At 71.7% G+C, this 19,955-nt stretch carries 1 protein-coding gene; it reads right to left on the reverse strand.

Annotation, left to right across the window (positions count from 1 at the left end; all coding sequences use genetic code 11):
- Positions 1-34: 34 nt before the first annotated feature.
- Complete coding sequence (locus ACFV88_RS04810; protein WP_385485988.1) at positions 35-19,951, reverse strand: non-ribosomal peptide synthase/polyketide synthase; 19,917 nt, start codon at positions 19,949-19,951, stop codon at positions 35-37.
- Between the last annotated feature and the right edge of the window lie 4 nt (positions 19,952-19,955).

The raw sequence follows: 19,955 nt of genomic DNA on the forward strand, positions 1-19,955 counted from the left end.
ACGAGGTTAGGGAAGAGAGGGTTTCGGCGAGGTATCACGATCGACCGTCCTCCAGCCGCACCGAAATGACCCGGGCGATCTCCGCCACCGGTTCGCCCGTGACGAGCTGCCGGTGATCGCACTCAAGGGTGTGCACCTCGACGCCGTCCGCATAGGGGTGCCAGGCTTCCGGGGCGGCCTCGGCCGTCATCATTTCCGGGCGCCCCAGGGCCGCCACGAATAGGAGGACGTCCCCGCGGAACGATTCCGGGGTAAAGGCCCGCAGCAACTGGAGGTTGTTGTTCGCGACCCGTTGCGCGGCCGGCAGCGAATCGTCGGGGTGTGCCCCGTCGACCAGCTCCGTAGTGGCCGGAGCAGGCCCGTCGGGCACCTTGCCACCATCGATGAGCTGGGTGGGGCCCTCATCGGGACGCAGCTCCCCGAATGCCTCGAATTCCGTTCCCGGCGCCTCGGTCCGGGCGATCTCCCGATGGGGATATCCATCGAGAACGGCGAGGGTGGCGACGGATTCGCCCTGCCGTTGGAGTTCCGTGGCGACGGCGTGCGCCAGCACTCCGCCGAATGACCATCCGATCAGATGATAGGGCCCGTCCGGTTGGATGGAACGAATCCGTCCGACGTAGTCGGCGGCCATTTCCCCCAGGCTTTCCGGCAGGTTTTCCGTCGTGGTGAGGCCCCGTGCCTGTACGGCGTAGACCGGCTGGTCGGCGGGAAGGTGGGCGGCCAGGGCCGCGTATTGCCAGCCGAGGCCGCCTCCGGAATGCAGGCAGAACAGCGGCGGCCGGTCCCCGCCCGTCCGCAGCGGCAGCACCCCCGCGTAGTCGTCGACGGCGGCGGTGTCCGCCTGGAGCGCCAGGGCGAGCTGGGCCACGGTGGGCCCGGCGAACAGTTCCCGAACGCCGATCTCGGTGCCGAAGGCCGCTCGGACGCGTTCCACCAGCCGCATCGCCAGCAGGGAGTCACCGCCGAGGTCGAAGAACGACTCCTCCGCGCCGACCCCCCGGTCCAGGCCCAGCGTCGCGGCGAACAGACCGCTCAGCGTCACCTCCGCGAGGGTCTGCGGCTCCCGTCCGGTGTCGGTGTCCTTTGCCGCCGGGTCGGGCAGGGCCAAGCGGTCGAGCTTCCCGTTGGCGGTGACGGGCAGGGCGTCCAGGGCGACCACGGCCGAGGGCACCATGTAGTCCGGCAGCTTGGTCGCGGCGTACTCCCGCAGTGCTCCGCCGTCCAGTTCGGGGCCGGCGGGCACGGCGTAGGCGATCAGTTGCGGGGAGCCCTGCCGGTCGGGGCGGACCACCACCGCGACCTGCCCGACCGAGGCGTGCTCGGCGAGCACCGCCTCCACCTCGCCCGGCTCGATCCTGAAGCCCCGGATCTTCACCTGGTCGTCGGCGCGGCCCGCGAAGACCAGTTCGCCTTCGCCGGACCAGCGCGCGAGGTCACCGGTGCGGTACATGCGGGCGCCGTCGCCGGCGTACGGCGAGGCGACGAACCGCTCGGCCGTACGGCCCGAGTGGCCGGCGTAACCGCGGGCCAACCCGGCGCCGGCGACGTACAGTTCGCCGGTCACTCCGGGCGGCGCCGGGCGCAGGAACTCGTCCAGGACGTAGGTCCGGCTGTTGTCCATGGGGCGGCCGATGGGCACGTTCGCCGGGACGGTACCGGCACTGGTGTACGCCGTCTGGGTGGTGAACGCGGTGGTCTCGGTCGGCCCGTAGGTGGTGCGGACGACCAGATCGGGATGCGCGTCGAGGAGGGTGCGGATCGCGGCGGACGACACCAGGTCGCCGCCCGTAGACACCTCGCGGACCCCGGCGAAGATCTGCGGGGACTCCTCGGCCAGGAGCCGGAACAGCCCGGCGGTGGCGTGCACGTTGGTGACGCCGTGCTCGGCGATCAGTCGGCCCCGTTCGGCGGCGCCCGCGTCGCCCGGCGGCAGCAGCACCAGCCGCCCGCCGTGCGCGAGGGTCGCCCAGATCTCGTAGGTCGACGCGTCGAAGGCGTGGTTGGCGTGCACCAGGACCCGTTCGAGGACGTCCCCGCGCCAACTGCGGTCGGTGGCGAACCCGACGACGTTGCGGTGGGTCACCGCGACGCCCTTGGGCCGGCCCGTCGAACCGGAGGTGTACATCACGTAGGCGAGGTGTTCCGGGCGCAGCGGGGCCGTCCGGTCGTGGTCCCCCGGCGCGGTCGCCGGGTAGCCCGCCATGTCGGCGACGGTGTCCTCCCACACCACCTGCTCGGGTGCCCCGGCAACAGTGCCGGCGTCGGTCTCGGTATCGGTGCCGGGGTCCGCCGTCGCCGCGGTGGCCCGGGTGCAGAGCACCAGTGCGGGCGCCGCGTCGGCGAGGACGAAGGCGTTGCGGTCCGCGGGGTGGGACGGGTCCACCGGCACGTACGCGGCACCCGCCTTCACCACGCCCAGGAGCACCACCAGCAGGTCGGGCGACCGGTCCATCACCACGGCAACCCGGTCGTCGGGGCCCACGCCCCGCCCGATCAGCCAGTGCGCGACCCGGTTGGACAGCGCGTCGACCTGGCCGTAGTCGAGGGTGAGGTCGTGGGAGACGACGACCGGGGCCCCGGGGGTGTCCACGGCCCGCCGTTCGAAGAGCTCGGGCAGGGTGGCGACGGGCAGCGATGCGGTGGTGTCGTTCCACCGTTCCAGCACCGTGTGCCGTTCCTCGGGCGCGATGACGTCGAGGTCGCGCAGGTGGACCCGCGGGTCGTCGGCGATCTGCCGCAGCACCGCGGAGAACCGCTCGGACAGGGTCCGCGCGGTGTCCTCGTCGAACAGGTCGGCGGCGTACTGGATGGCCCCGCCGATGCCGTCGGGCGCCCCGGACCCGTCGCGCTGTTCGCCGAGGGTGACCGACAGGTCGAAGCGGGCGGCGACCTCGTGGTCCGGGCTCAGCTGCCGGACCGAAAGTCCGGGCACGTTCCAGGCGTCGCCGGCGTCGACGGCCGGGCGACCGCCGGAGTGCACGGCCAACATGATCTGGAACAGCGGCTGCCGGGCGAGCGAGCGGGCGTGGTCGAGGTCGTCGACGAGCCGCTCGAACGGCAGGTCCTGATGGGCGTAGGCCGACAGGTCCGCGTCGCGCACCCGGGCCAGCAGGTCCTCGAACGTCGGGTCGCCGCTCACATCGGTGCGCAGCACCAGCGTGTTGACGAAGAATCCGGCCAGATCGTCCAGCGAGCTGTCACCGCGGCCGGCGACGGCGGTGCCCAGCGGGATGTCGGTACCGGCACCGAGCCGCGACAGCAGGGCCGCCAGCGCGGTCTGGATCACCATGAACATCGTGGCCGAACCGCGCCGGGCCAGCTCCACCAGCCGGGCGTGCGCCTCGGCGTCGAGACGGAACGGAACGTGTCCGCCGCGGAAGGAGGCGGTCGCGGGTCGGGGCCGGTCGGTCGGGAGGACCAGTTCCTCGGGGAGTCCGGCGAGCGCCTCGCGCCAGTAGCCGAGTTGGGCGCTGATCAGGCTGTCCGGGTCGGTCAGCTCGCCCAGCACCTCGCGCTGCCACAGGGCGTAGTCGGCGTACTGCACGGGCAGCGGCGCCCAGTCGGGGGCCGCACCGCCGGAGCGGGCCAGGTAGGCCGTCCGCAGGTCGCGTTCCAGGATGCCCATGGACACCCCGTCGACGGCGATGTGGTGGGCGACGACGACCAGGGCGTGTTCGGTGGGCGAGAGGGTCACCAGCTCCGAGCGCCAGGGCAGTTCGGCCCCGAGGTCGAAGCCCTTGCCCATCAGTTCGCCCACCACGCCGTCGACCTCGTCCGGGGTGCTCTCCCGGCGGGCGAGCGGCGGCCGGTCCCCGCGGACCTCCTGTCGGGGCACCCCGTCCGTGGAGGGGAAGACGGTGCGCAGGGTCTCGTGCCGCTCGGCGAGGTCACCGAGCGCCGCTTCGAGTGCGTCCACGTCGAGTGTGCCGGTGATGCCGAGGGCGAGCGGCACGTTGTAGCCGGCGCCGGCGCCCGACTGTTCGATCCGGTTGAGGAACCACATGCGCTGCTGTCCGTACGACAGCGGCAGCACCTCGGGGCGCTCCCCCGCGACCAACTGCGCCCGGACGACGCCCTGCCCCTCCTCCACCAGTCGGGCGAGCCCCTCCACGGTCGGCGCACCGAACACGTCACGGATGTTCACTTCGGCGCCCAGTTCGGAGCGGATGCCGGAGATCAGCCGCATCGCGAGCAGCGAGTCACCGCCCAGCTCGAAGAACGAACGGTCCGCGCTGACCCGTTCGTGCCCGAGGATGCCGGCGAACAGCCCGCACAGCGCTTCCTCCAGCGGGGTCCGCGGCTCGCGGCCCCCTTCGGTGTCGAACTCGGGGGCGGGCAGGGCGGCCCGGTCCAGCTTCCCGTTCACCGTCATCGGCAGCGCGTCCAGCACCACGAACGCCGACGGCACCATGTAGTCGGGCAGCCGTTCCGTGGCGTGCTCCCGCAGCGCCCCGTCGGCCAGCGGCTCACCGGCCGGGACCACGTACGCCACCAGCCGCTTCACCTCCGGCTGGTCCTCCCGCACCACCACCGCCACCTGACCCACACCCTCATGGGCCGCGAGCGCCGCTTCGACCTCACCCGGCTCGATCCGGAAGCCGCGCACCTTCACCTGATCGTCCGCGCGACCCCCGAACACCAACTCCCCGTCCCGGGTCCACCGCGCCAGGTCACCCGTCCGGTACATCCGCCCCCCACCGAACGGCGACGCCACGAAACGCTCCGCCGTCACCCCCGCCCGACCCGCGTAACCACGGGCCAGACCGGGCCCGGCCAGGTACAGCTCGCCGAGGACGCCCGGTGCCACCGGGCTCAGGAACTCGTCCAGGACGTAGGCGCGGGTGTTGTCCAGCGGCTTCCCGATGGGCAGTACGGCGGGGGCGTCCACGCCGGGCTCGACGAGGAACGCGGTGGCGCACAGGGTCGCCTCGGTGGGCCCGTACAGATGCCGTATCCGCAGGTCGGGCAGGGTCTCCCGGATGCGGGCCACCGAGCCGGCGGGGACGGTGTCGCCACCGGTCAGTACCTCGGTGAGGCCCGTCAGCGCCTCGGGCGACGCATCGGCGAGCACCCCGAACAGCCCCGCGGTGACATGGACGGTGGTCAGTGCGTGCTCGCCGACCAGCCGGCCCAGGGCCTGACCGTCGACCACGCCGGGCGGAGCGACGACGACCGCGGCGCCGGACACCAGGGGCACCCAGATCTCGAAGGTGGACGCGTCGAAGGCGTGCGGTGCGTGCAGCAGCACCCGGTCGCCCGGCTCCACCGCCCAACTCCGGTCGCGCACCAGGTCGGTGACCCCGCGGTGAGTGGTGACGATCCCCTTGGGTTCGCCCGTGGAGCCGGAGGTGAACATCACGTACACCGGCGATTCGGGGCCCGCGGCGGACACCGGGACCGGCCCGGTGGCCCGGGCGACCTCCGCGGTGACCTCGGGGTCGTCCCAGAGCACGGGGACGACGTCCGCGTCAGCGAGGCGATCCGTCAACCCCGTTTCGCTGAGGACGAGTTCGGGGGCGGCGCCGGTGAGGACGCGGGCGATCCGCTCGGCCGGATGCGCCGGGTCGAGCGGTACGTAGGCCGCGCCCGCCTTCACCACGCCGAGCAGCACCACCAGCAGTTCCACCGACCGGTCCAGCAGCACGGCGACCCGGTGTTCCGCGCTCACGCCGCGGTCCCGTAGCCACCGCGCCACCCGGTCCGCGCGGGCGTCCAGTTCGGCGTAGGTCAGCGCGGGGCCGCCGGCGGCGTCGACCAGGGCGGTGGCCCCGGGGGTCCGGGCGACCTGCTCCGCGAAGAGCGCACCGAGGGTGGCCCCGGTCTCGGGGCGGGCGGTGTCGTTCCAGTCCGTGAGGACCCGTTCCCGCTCGGTGTCCTCCAGGACCTCCAGCCCGCTCAGGCTGCGGCCCCGGTCGGCGGCCACCTGTTCCAGTACGCGGACCAGCCGGGCGGCGATGGCCTCGGCCGTGGCCGGGTCGAACAGGTCGGTGGCGTAGAGGAGCCCTCCGGAGATCCCGGCCGGAGCGCCCTGCTCGTCCCGGGCCTCCGCCAGGGTGAAGGACAGGTCGAACCGGGCGGCGACGGACTCCTCCGCCGGCACGGGCCGCACGTCGAGGTCGGGCAGGTCCCAACCCGAGCCCTCCTGCGGCAGGTTCTGGAGGACCAGCATGACCTGGAACAGGGGGTGCCGGGCCAGCGACCGCACCGGGCTCACCTCGTCCACCAGCCGCTCGAACGGCACGTCCTGGTGCCCGTAGGCCGACAGGTCCGCGTTGCGCACCCGCGCCAGGACCTCTTCGAACGTCGGGTCGCCGCTCACGTCGGTGCGCAGCACCAGCGTGTTGATGAAGAACCCGGCCAGTTGGTCGAGCGCCCGGTCCGCGCGACCGGCGACGGCCGTGCCGACCGGGATGTCGTGGCCGGCGCCCAGCCGGGCGAGCAGCATCGCCAACGCGGCCTGGACCACCATGAACATGGTCGAGGAGCTCTGCCGCGCCACCTCCACCAGCCGGGCGTGCACGGCCGCCGGAACCTCCACCGGCACCGAGGCGCCCCGGTGCGAGGAGGTCGCGGGCCGGGTGCGGTCCGCCGGCAGCGTCAGTTCCTCGGGGAGCCCGGCCAGCGCCTCGCGCCAGTAGCCGACCTGGGCGCTGATCAGGCTGTCCGGGTCGTCCAGCTCGCCCAGCACCTCGCGCTGCCACAGGGCGTAGTCGGCGTACTGCACCGGCAACGGCACCCAGTCGGGGGCCGCACCACCGAGGCGGGCCCCGTACGCGGCCCGCAGGTCTCCGGCGAGGACGCCCATCGACCAGCCGTCGACGGCGATGTGGTGCGCCACCAGCACCAGGACGTGTTCGGTCGCCGACAGCGACAGCAGCTCGGTGCGCCAGGGCAGGTCCCGGGTGAGGTCGAAGGTGTGGCGCGCCACCCCGTCCACGGTCGCGTGCAGTTCGTCGGGGACGACGTTGCGCACCGGCAGGTCGGTGCCCCCGGCGGGCAGGATGCGCTGTGCGGGCACGCCGTCCGTCTCGGGGAAGACGGTGCGCAGGGTCTCGTGCCGCTCGGCGACGTCGTGCAGCGCGGACCGCAGGGCCTCGATGTCGAGTGCGCCGGTGAGTTCCAGGGCGAGCGGCACGTTGTAGCCGGCGCCGGCACCGGACTGCTCCATCCGGTTGAGGAACCACATGCGCTGTTGCCCGTACGACAGCGGCAGCACCTCGGGGCGCTCCCCCGCGACCAACTGCGCCCGGACGACGCCCTGCCCCTCCTCCACCAGTCGGGCGAGCCCCTCCACGGTCGGCGCACCGAACAGGTCGCGTACGCTCACCTCCGCGGTCAGCTCGGAGCGGATGCTGGCGATCAGCCGCATCGCCAGCAGCGAGTCACCGCCCAGCTCGAAGAACGAACGGTCCGCACTGACCCGTTCGTGCCCGAGGACCCCGGCGAACAGCCCGCACAGCGCCTCCTCCAGCGGGGTCCGCGGCTCACGCCCCTCACCGCCGTCGAACTCGGGGGCGGGCAGGGCCGCCTTGTCCAGCTTCCCGTTCACCGTCATCGGCAGCGCGTCCAGCACCACGAACGCCGACGGCACCATGTGGTCCGGCAGCCGCTGCGCCGCGTGCTCCCGCAGCACTCCGTCGGCCAGCGGCTCACCGGCCGGCACCACGTACGCCACCAGCCGCTTCACCTCCGGCTGGTCCTCCCGCACCACCACCGCCACCTGACCCACACCCACGTGGGCCGCGAGCGCCGCTTCGACCTCACCCGGCTCGATCCGGAAGCCGCGCACCTTCACCTGATCGTCCGCGCGACCCCCGAACACCAGCTCCCCGTCCCGGGTCCACCGCGCCAGGTCACCCGTCCGGTACATCCGCCCCCCACCGAACGGCGACGCCACGAAACGCTCCGCCGTCACCCCCGCCCGACCCGCGTAACCACGGGCCAGACCGGGCCCGGTGACGTACAGCTCGCCCGTCACACCGGGCGGCACCGGGCGCAGGAAGTCGTCCAGCACGTACGAGTTGCTGTTCCACACCGGGGTGCCGATGGGCACCGAGGTGCGGTCCGGGTCGGGGGCCAGCGGGGCGGACATGGTGGCGCAGACGGTGGTCTCGGTCGGCCCGTACGCGTTGATGAAGTCCACCTGCGGGGCCCAGGCGTCGACCAGGGCGGGCGGGCACGCCTCACCGGCGACGACGACGGTCCGCAGCGAGGCGGGCAGCCGGTCCGCGGAGGCCAGCACCGAGGGCGGCAGCGTGACGTGGGTGATCCCGTAGTCGTCCAACAGGTCAGCCAGCGGTCCGAGCGGCGGCATCCGGTCGGCGGGGGCGGTCACCAGGGCCGCGCCCGACGTCAACGCCATGACGAGTTCCCAGACGGAGGCGTCGAAGCCGAGCGCCGCGAACTGGAGCACCCGGGAGCCCGGGCCCACCCCGAACCGTTCGATCTGGCTCCCGGAGAGGCTGGCGACCCCCTGGTGGGTGACCTCCACGCCCTTGGGGGTGCCCGTCGACCCGGAGGTGTGGATCACGTACGCGGGGTGCCGGGGGCTCAGTCCGACGTCCGGAGCGCTCGCCGGGGCCCCGGCGACCTGCGCGAACGTCGCGTCCTCGTCCCACACCACGCGTTCTGCATCCTCGGCGGCCTCGGCCAGCAGTCCCGCGGTGCCGCTGGTGCACAACACCAGCGCGGGCGAGGCGTCGGCGAGGACGAACCCGATGCGTTCGGCCGGGTACGCCGGGTCCATCGGCAGGTACGCCGCACCCGACTTCAACACGCCGAGCAGCACGGTGACCAGGTCCGGGGAGCGTTCCATCAGCACGCCGACCCGGGACTCCGGGCCGATGCCCCGGGCGATCAGCCAGTGCGCGATCCGGTTGGTCCGCCGGTCCAACTCCGCGTAGCTGAGCTCGGTCTCCCCGATCACGGCGGGCGCGTCGGGGGTCCGTGCGACCTGCGCCCGGAACAGCTCGGGCAGCGTCGCGGGGGGCGCGCTGCGCGCGGAGTCGTTCCAGTCGGTGACGACCTGCGTCCGCTCGACGTCCTGAAGGACCTCGATCCGGCTGAGGCGCACCCCCGGGTCGGCGGCGAACTGTTCCAGCACCCGGACCAGCCGGCCCGCGAGGGCCTGCACGGTGGACTCGTCGAACAGGTCCGTCGCGTACTGGAGGCTGCCGACGAGACCGAGCGGGGTGCCCTGTTCGTCCCGCTGCTCGGAGAGGCTGACCGACAGGTCGAACCGGGCGGCGACGTTCTCGTCCACGGGCACCGGCTCCACCGCCAGACCCGGGACCTCCCAGGGCGACGACTGGGAACGCGGCACGTTCTGGAGGACCAGCATCACCTGGAACAGCGGGTGCCGGGCCAGCGACCTGGCCGGGTTCAGCTCGTCCACCAGCCGCTCGAACGGCACGTCCTGGTGCCCGTAGGCCGACAGGTCCGCATTGCGCACCCGCGCCAACAGCTCCTCGAACGTCGGATCACCGCTGACGTCCGTGCGCAGCACCAACGTGTTGACGAAGAACCCGGCCAGGTCGTCCAGCGAGGTGTCCCCGCGCCCGGCGACCGCCGTGCCGACGGGGATGTCCGTGCCCGCGCCGACCCGGCTCAGCAGTACCGCCAGGGCGGCCTGCACCACCATGAACACCGTGGCGGAACCCCGCTCGGCGGCCTTGACCAGCGCCGCGTGCGTCTCGGCACCGACCTGAACCCGGACCGCCCGGCCCTCGAAGGAGGCAGCCGCCGGCCGCGGCCGGTCCGTCGGCAATGCCAGCTCGGCCGGAAGGTCCGCCAACGCCTCACGCCAGTGCGCGAGTTGCGCGCTGATCAGGCTGTCCGGGTCCTCCAGCTCACCCAGCACCTCACGCTGCCACAGGGCGTAGTCGGCGTACTGCACCGGCAACGGCACCCAGTCGGGCGCGGCGCCGCCGGCACGGGCCGCGTACGCGGTCCACAGGTCGCGGGCCAGCACGCTCATGGACCAGCCGTCGACCGCGATGTGGTGCGCCACCACCACGAGGACGCGTTCGGTCGGGGAGGTCTCCAGGAGTTCGATCCGCCACGGCAGGTCGGAGGCCAGGTCGAAGGGGCGACCCGTCGCCGCGGCGAGCAGCTCCGGCACCTGGGCGGAGGTCGCCGCCCGGACGATCGGCACCGGCCGGGCCGCCGGGCCCTCCAGGACGTGTTGCCTGGGCACGCCCTCCGTGTCGGGGAAGACCGTGCGCAGGGTCTCGTGCCGCTCGGCCACATCACCGAGCGCCGCCTCGAACGCCGCGAGGTCCAGGTCACCCACCAGCCGCACCGGCAGCGAAATGCTGTACGCGGCACCGGCGCCGGCCTCCTCCAGCCGGTTCAGGAACCACATCCGCTGCTGCCCGAACGACAGCGGCACCACATCAGGGCGCTCCCCCGCCACCAACCGCGCCCGCACCACACCGCGGTCCGCCTCCACCAACCGCGCCAACCCGGCCACCGACGGCGCACCGAACAACGCCGCGATGCTCACCTCCGCCTCCAACACCGAACGCACCCGAGCGATCAACCGCATCGCCAACAACGAATCCCCACCCAACTCGAAGAACGAATCCTCCGCCCCCACCCGCTCCAACCCCAACACCTCACCGAACAACCCGCACAGCACCTCTTCCAACGGGGTCGCGGGCCCCCGGCTGACCGAGGCCCTGGCTTCCGGCTGGGGCAGGGCCGCCCGGTCCAACTTCCCGTTCACCGTCACCGGCAGGGTGTCGAGCGCCATCACCGCGGACGGCACCATGTACTCCGGCAGCTCGCCCGCCACCAGCTCCCGCAGCGCCTCGGCATCCAGCGTGCCACCCGCCGCCACCACGTACGCCACCAGCCGTTGGGTGCCCGGCTGGTCCTCCCGGACGATCACCGCCACCTGCGCCACCGACGCGTGGCCGGCGAGCACCGCTTCCACCTCGCCCGGCTCGACCCGGAACCCGCGCACCTTCACCTGGTCGTCGGCGCGCCCCGCGAACAGCAGCTCACCGCCGGCCGTCCAACGGGCCAGGTCACCCGTCCGGTACATCCGCCCGCCGTAGGGCGAGGCGACGAAACGTTCAGCGGTGAGTGCGGGACGGTCGTCGTATCCGCGGGCCAGTCCGGCGCCCGACAGGTACAGCTCACCCGTCACACCGGGCGGGACCGGGCGCAGGAACTCGTCCAGGACGAGGACCCGGGTGTTGTCCATCGGCCGGCCGATCGGCACGTTGGCCGGGACCTCGTCGCCCGCACGGTACGGGATCTGCGTCGTGAACGCCGTCGTCTCGGTCGGACCGTACGTCGTCCGCACGATCAGATCAGGGTGCGCATCGAGCAGGGCACGGATCGCGGACGCCGACACGACATCGCCACCCGTCGACACCTCACGCACACCCGCGAAAATCTCCGGCGACTCCTCCGCCAACACCCGGAACAAGCCCGCCGTCGCATGGACATTGGTGACCCCGTAATCAGCGATCAAACGACCCCGCTGAGCCGCGTCCAGATCACCCGAGGGCGCCACGACCAGCTGACCACCACGCGCCAACGGCACCCACAACTCATACGTCGACGCATCGAAAGCATGGTTGGCCTGCACCAACACCCGCTCCACCACATCATCACGCCACGCCCGATCCGCCACGAACGCCGCGACGTTGCGATGGGTCACGGCCACACCCTTGGGCCGACCCGTCGAACCGGACGTGTACATCACGTACGCGAGGGATTCCGGAGACACCACGGGCGCCGTGGTGAGCGGGGCGGCATCGAGCAGATCGGCCACCGGGACCGTCTCCAGCCCCTCCCACACCCGGTCCGCGACCACCACCGACACCCCGGCCTCGGACACCACGCCACGCAACCGCTCCACCGGGTGCGCCGCGTCCAACGGCACGTACGCCGCACCCGACTTCAACACACCCAGCAACACCGCCACCAACTCCGGCGAACGCTCCAGCACCACACCGACCCGGTCGCCGGACCCGCCCAGCTCCCGGGCGGCCAGCCAACCCGCCACCCGGTCCGAGCTGGCGTCCAGCTCGCGATAGGTCAGTGCGGTGTCCCCGCCCACGACGGCCGCCGCGTCCGGGGTCCGTGCCACCTGGGCGGCGAACAGCGCGGGGACCGTCTCCAACGGGATCGCGTGATCCGTGTCGTTCCAGGCCTGGACGACCTTCCACTCCTCATCGGCGTCCAGCACGTCGAGAGCGCTGACCCGAAGTGCGGGATCGGCCGCCACCTGCTCCAGCACCTTGCGCAGCCGATCGGCCAGGGCGCGCGCGGTGGACCGGTCGAACAGGTCCGTCGCGTACTGGACCGTGCCGCGCATTCCGGCGGGCGTGCCCGCGTCGTCGCGGATCTCGTCCAGTCCGATCGACAGGTCGAACCGGCTGACGACCCGGTCGTCGGCGGGCATCGGCCGCGCCGTCAGCCCCGGCAGCTCCCAGGCCGCGTCGCCGCCGGCACCGGCGTTCTGCACGGCGAGCATGATCTGGAAGAGGGGGTGCCGGGACAGCGAACGGACGGGATTCAGGTCCTCCACCAGTCGCTCGAACGGTACGTCCTGGCGGGAGTAGGCGGCGAGGTCGGCGTCACGGACCCTGGCCAGGAGTTCCTGGAACGTCGGGTCGCCGCTGGCGTCCGTCCGCAGGACCAGGGTGTTCACGAAGAACCCGGCCAACTCTTCCAGCACGCTGTCGGGACGGCCCGCGACCGCCGTGCCGACCGGGATGTCGGTCCCGGCGCCCAACCGCACCAACAGCATCGCCAGCGCCGCCTGGACCGTCATGAAGGTCGTCGCCGAAGCCCGCTGGGCCAACGCGATCAGTCGGGCGTGCGTGTCGGCGCTCACGTCCACCGGCACCTCGCCCCCGATGAACGACGGCGCCGCGGGCCTGGTGCGGTCGACGGGGAGTGCCAGTTCCTCGGGCAGTTCCGCGAGCGCTTCACGCCAGTGCGCGAGTTGCGCGCTGATCAGGCTGTCCGGGTCGTCCAGCTCGCCCAGCACCTCCCGCTGCCACAGGGCGTAGTCGGCGTACTGCACCGGCAGGGCGGGTCGCTCGGACGGGGCGTCGGTGACGCGGCGCGCGGCGTAGGCGTCCTGGAAGTCCCGGGCCAACACGCCCATGGACGCACCGTCGACCGCTATGTGATGCACGGTCAGGAGCAGGACGGCGTCGAAGTCGGACTCGGGGCCGACGGGCCCGGTGGCCGAATCGGACCGTTCCTCTCCGGTACCTGTGCCTGTGCCTGTACCCGCGTCCGCGTCCGTGAGGATCAGGAGGTCCGTGCGCCAGGGGAGGTCCTGGCTCAGATTGAAGGACCGCTGCGACAACTCACCGAGCACCGAACGGAGTTCACCGCGGTGCGTGGTCCGGGTGACCAGCTCGGTCCGGCCGTCGGCACCGTCCAGGATCTGCTGCCTGGGCACCCCGCCGGTCGCGGGATACACCGTGCGCAGGGTCTCGTGCCGGTCCGCGACGTCGTGCAGTGCCGCCTGGAGGGCCGCGACGTCGAGTTCACCGGTCAGGCCCAGCGCCAAGGAGATGTTGTACGCGGCGCCGGCGCCGGCCTCCTCCAGCCGGTTCAGGAACCACATCCGCTGCTGCCCGAACGACAGCGGCACCACATCCGGGCGCTCCCCCGCCACCAACCGCGCCCGCACCACACCGCGGTCCGCCTCCACCAACCGCGCCAACCCGGCCACCGACGGCGCACCGAACAACGCCGCGATGCTCACCTCCGCCTCCAACACCGAACGCACCCGAGCGATCAACCGCATCGCCAACAACGAATCCCCACCCAACTCGAAGAACGAATCCTCCGCCCCCACCCACTCCAACCCCAACACCTCACCGAACAACCCGCACAACAACTCCTCCACCGGAGTCTCCGGGCCCCGACCGGCCGACACCACCACCCCGGGCTCGGGCAGGGCCGCGCGGTCCAACTTCCCGTTCACCGTCACCGGCAGGGCGTCCAACGTCACGAACACCGACGGCACCATGTACTCCGGCAACCGCCCGGCCGCGTGCTCCCGCAGTTCCTCGGAGTCCACCGGGTCCGCCGGGTCTCCGGCCGCGACGACGTAGGCGACCAAGCGCTTGGTCCCCGGCTGGTCCTCCCGGACGATCACGGCGACCTGCCCCACCGACTCGTGGTCGGACAGTGCCGCCTCCACCTCGCCCGGCTCGATCCGGAAGCCCCGGATCTTCACCTGGTCGTCCGCCCGCCCGCCGAACAGCAGCTCACCGCCCACCGACCACCGGGCCAGGTCACCCGTGCGGTACATCCGGCCACCGGTATCGGCGAAGGGGTGGGCGATGAACCGCTCAGCGGTCAGTCCCGGGCGGCTGTCGTAGCCGCGGGCGAGTCCGGTGCCCGCCAGGTACAGCTCGCCCGTCACACCGGGCGGCACCGGGCGCAGGAACTCGTCCAGGACGTAAGCCTGGCTGTTGTCCATCGGCCGACCGATCGGCACGGTCGCCGGGACCGCGTCCCGGGTCGTGTACACCTGTCGCGTGATGAACGCCGTCGTCTCGGTCGGGCCGTAGTTCGCCACCACCGTCATGCCCGGGTGAGCCGCCAGGACGGCACGGACCGCCGACGACGACACCACGTCCCCGCCCGTCGCCAGCTCCCGCACACCCGCGAAGATCTCCGGTGACTCCTCCGCCAACACCCGGAACAGACCCGCCGTCACGTGCACGTTCGTCACCGCGTGCTCGGCGATCAACCGGGCCTGCTCGGCCGCATCGGCCTCGCCGGGCGGGACCAGTACCAAGCGCCCGCCACGCACGAGCGGCACCCACAGCTCGTAGGTCGACGCGTCGAAGGCGTGGTTGGCCTGCACCAACACCCGCTCCACCACGTCATCACGCCACGCCCGGTCCGCCACGAACGCCGCGACGTTGCGATGGGTCACGGCCACGCCCTTCGGCCGACCCGTCGAACCGGACGTGTACATCACGTACGCCAGCCCGTTCGGAGACACCACAGGCGCCGAAGCCAGCGGGGCGGCATCCAGCAGATCGGCCACCGGGACCGTCTCCAGCCCCTCCCACACCCGGTCCGCGACCACCACCGACACTCCGGCCTCGGACACCACACCGTTCAGCCGAGCAACCGGATGCCCCGCGTCCAGCGGAACGTACGCCGCACCCGACTTCAACACGCCCAGCAACACCGCCACCAACTCCGGCGAACGGTCCATCACCACGCCCACCCGGCCGCCCGCGCCCACACCACGGCCCGCCAGCCACCCCGCGACCCGGTCCGAGCGGGTGTCCAGCTCGGCATAGGTCAGCCGCACGCCGTCGCCCACCACGGCCAAGGCGTCCGGGGTCCGCGCCACCTGCGCCGTGAACAGCCCGGGCACCGTGTCGTCCGGGATCTCGTGGTCGGTGTCGTTCCAGTCCTGGACGACCTTCCACTCCTCGTCGGCGTCCAGCACGTCGAGGGCGCTGATGCGCAGCCCGGGGTCCGCTGCGACCTGCTCCAGGACCCGCATCAGGCGGTTGGCGAGCGCTTCGGCCGTGGAGTGGTCGAACAGGTCCCTCGCGTAGTGGATCTCCCCGCCCATTCCGGCGGGCGTGCCCTCGTCGTCGCGGTGCTCGGTGAGGCTGACGGTGAGGTCGACCCGGGCGTCGACCGTGTCGCGCGCCTGCATCGGTGTGACGGTCAGGCCCGGCAGCACCCAAGGAGCGGCCGTCCGGGGGATGTTCTGGAGCACCAGCATGATCTGGAAGAGCGGGTTCCGGGACAGCGACCGCACGGGGTTGAGATCGTCCACGAGCCGTTCGAACGGCAGGTCCTGGTGGCTGTAGGCGGCGAGGTCGACGTCACGGACCCGGGAGAGCAACTCGGTGAAGGTGGGGTCACCACTGGCGTCCGTCCGCAGGACCAGGGTGTTCACGAAGAACCCGGCCATCTCGTCCAACGCGCTGTCGCCACGTCCGGCGACCGTGGTGCCCAACGGGATGTCGGTTCCGGTGCCGAGCCGGACGAGCAGCATCGCCAGCGCCGCCTGGGCCACCATGAACATGGTCGCCGAGCCCTGCTGGGCCACCTCCACCAGCTGGGCGTGCGTGTGCCCGTCGATCCGTAGGGGCAGGGCACCGCCCTCGAAGGACGACACCGGGGGCCGGAGCCGATCGACCGGGAGGGACAGTTCCTCGGGGATGCCGGCGAGGTTGTCCCGCCAGTAGCCGAGCTGGGCACTGATCAGGCTGTCCGGGTCGGCCAGCTCGCCCAGCGTCTCCCGCTGCCACAACGCGTAGTCGGCGTACTGCACCGGCAACGGGGACCAGTTGACGGCCGATCCGGCGTGTCGAGCCGCGTACGCGGCCTGGACGTCCCTGGCCAGCACGCCCATGGACCAGCCGTCCACGGCGATGTGGTGGGCCACCAGCAGCAGGGTGTGGTCGGTGGGCGACGGGGCGAGCAATTCCACGCGCCACGGCAGTTCGCGTGCCAGGTCGAAGCCCCGCACGGTGCCGGCCTCCAGCGCCCGGGGCAGCTCCTCCTCGGCGATCTCACGGACCGCGACCGGGGGGTGCCCGTCCCGACCGTCGACGATGACCTGTCTGGGGACGCCCTCGGTCTCCGCGTAGAGCGTCCGCAGCGACTCGTGTCGATCGGCCACGTCGGCGAGGGCGGCCGTCAGGGCCGGCAGGTCGAGGTCCCCGACCAGCCGGAGCACCAGTGAGATGTTGTACCCGGCCCCCGCGCCCGCCTCCTCCAACTGGTTGAGGAACCACATCCGCTGCTGCCCGTACGACAGCGGCAGCACCTCGGGGCGTTCCCGGGCGGCGAGCGGTGCCCGCACCTGCCCCTGGTGCTCGGCCACCAACCGTGCCATCTCGGCCGGCGAAGGGGCGCCGAACAGCTCACGGATGCTGACCTCGGCGTTGAGCACCGCACGGATGCGGGGGATCAGCCGCATGGCGAGGAGCGAGTCACCGCCGATGTCGAAGAACGAGTCCTCCGCGCCCACCCACTCCAGGCCCAGCACCTCGCCGTACAGCCCGCACAGCACCTCTTCCAACGGGGTCGCGGGTCCCCGACTGACCGAGGCCCTGGCTTCGGGCGCGGGGAGGGCGGCCCGGTCGAGCTTGCCGTTCACCGTGACGGGCAGGGTGTCGAGGGCGATGACCGCGGACGGGACCATGTACTCCGGCAGCTTGCCGGCGACGTGTTCGCTCAGCGCCTCCGTGTCGAGGGAGTCGGCTGCCGCGACCACGTACGCGACGAGTCGCTTGGCGCCCGGCTGGTCCTCCCGAACGATCACCGCGGCCTGACCCACCGACTCGTGCGCGGCAAGCACCGCCTCGACCTCGCCCGGCTCGATCCGGAAGCCCCGGATCTTCACCTGGTCATCGGCACGCCCCGCGAACAGCAACTCACCGCCGGTCGTCCAGCGGGCCAGGTCACCCGTGCGGTACATCCGCCCACCACCGTGGGGCGAGGCCACGAAACGTTCGGCGGTGAGACCCGGGCGGTTGTCGTAACCACGGGCGAGACCGGCTCCCGACAGGTAGAGCTCGCCCGTCACACCGGGCGGGACCGGGCGCAGGAACTCGTCCAGGACGTACGCCCGACTGTTGTCCATCGGGCGACCGATCGGGACGTTGGCCGGGACCTCGTCGCCCGCGCGGTACGGGATCTGCGTCGTGAACGCCGTCGTCTCGGTCGGACCGTACGTCGTACGCACGGTCAGATCGGGGTGCGCATCGAGGAGAGCGCGGATCGCGGACGCCGACACGACATCGCCACCCGTCGACACCTCACGCACGCCCGCGAAAATCTCCGGCGACTCCTCCGCCAACACCCGGAACAGACCCGCCGTCGCATGGACATTGGTGACCTTGTGCTCGGCGATCAACCGACCGCGTTCAGCCGCGTCCAAGTCACCGGAGGGCGCCACGACCAGCTGACCACCACGCGCCAACGGCACCCACAACTCATACGTCGACGCATCGAAGGCATGGTTGGCCTGCACCAACACCCGCTCCACCACATCATCACGCCACACCTGATCCGCCACGAACGCCGCAACATTGCGATGCGTGACCGCAACACCCTTCGGCCGACCCGTCGAACCCGACGTGTACATCACATACGCCAGCGCATCCGGAGACACCACGGGCGCCGAAGCCAGCGGAGCAGCATCGAGGAGTTCCGTCACCGAGACGGTTTCCAGCCCCTCCCACACCCGGTCAGCGACCACCACCGAAACGCCGGCCTCGGACACCACACCCTTGAGACGAGCAACCGGGTGCGCCGCATCCAACGGCACGTACGCCGCACCCGATTTCAGTACGCCCAGGAGCACCGCCACCAACTCCGGCGAACGGTCCAGCACGACGCCCACCCGACCGTCCGGGCCCACGCCGCGGCCCACCAGCCCGCCCGCCACACGATCGGAGAGGGCGTCCAACTCGGCGTAGCTGAGGCCTTCCCCGTCGGCCCCGGTCACGGCGACCGCGTACGGAGTCCGGGCGGCCTGGGCCGCGAACAGCTGGGGGACGGTGTCGCTCGGGTCCTCGTCGAGGGTGTCGTTCCACTCGGTCAGCCGGGTCCGCTCGGCCGGGTCGAGGACGTCCAGCTGGGCCAGCGGTCGGCTGGGGTCCTCGGCTATCTGCTCCAGGAGCCGGACCATCCGGTCACCCAACGCCTGCACCGTCTCGGCGTCGAACCGGTCGCGGTGGTAGTCGAGGCGGAGTTCCATGTGCTCGCCCGGGACGACACCGAGGATCAGCGGGTAGTGCGCGGTGTCCGAGCTGGACGAGCCCGTGATCTGGAGGCCGTCACCGGAGGGTGCGAGGTCGCCCTGAGCGGGCACGGGGTAGTTCTGGTAGACGAGGAGCGTGTCGAACAACTCCCCCTGACCCACCACCCGCTGGATCTCCGCCAACCCCAAATGCTGATGCTCCAACACCCCCGCCTGCCGCTCCTGCAACTCCCCCAAGAACCCCTCCACCGACCGATACGGATCCACCACCACCCGCACCGGAACCGTATTGATGAACAACCCCAACATCCGCTCCACACCCACCAACTCAGCCGGACGACCCGCCACCACCGCCCCAAACACCACATCCGACCGACCCGTCAACACCCCCACCAACACACCCCACACACCCTGCACCACCGAGTTCAACGTCAACCCACGCTCACGCGCCACCCCACGCAACACACCCACCAACCCACCACCCACCCGCACCACCACATGACCCACACCACCTACACCCTCACCGTCACCGTCACCGTCACCCTCAGCAGAAACCACACCACCCACACCCGCCGACCCCACCAACGTCGGCTCCACCACACCCTCCAACAACCCACCCCACGCCAACCGCGCCGCACCACGATCCTGACGCCCCAACCACGCCAAATACTCCCGATACGACGTCACCACCGGCAAAACCGAAACATCACCCCCAGCCCCATACACCTCAGACAACTCACCAAACAACACCGGCAACGACCAACCATCCATCAAAATATGATGCAACGTCAAAACCAACTCAAACCGCGACTCATCCAACCGCAACAACAACACCCGCAACAAAGGCGGCACACCCACATCAAACCGCCGACCACCCTCCTCCGCCTTCAACCGCGCAGCCTCAACCCCCACCTCCCCCACCGACAACCCCGACAGATCCACCTCACGCCACGGCAACTCCACACCCTGGGCCACGACCTGCACGAACTGCTGCATTCCGGCGGGCTGCTGGAACCCCACCCGGAGGCTGGCGTGGCGGTCGAGGAGCGCTTGGAGGGACGCCCGCAGAACCGCGGGGTCCAGCGGAGCCGCCAGACCGGTCACGAACTGCTCGACGTAGACGTCGTCGGCCTGCTCGTCGTACTGGGAGTGGAACAGTAGCCCTTCCTGAAGGGAGGACAAGGGCCACACGTCCTCGATACGCAACTCGCTCACTGCG

This window comes from Streptomyces sp. NPDC059816, assembly GCF_042732055.1.
Classification (GTDB): Bacteria; Actinomycetota; Actinomycetes; order Streptomycetales; family Streptomycetaceae; genus Streptomyces.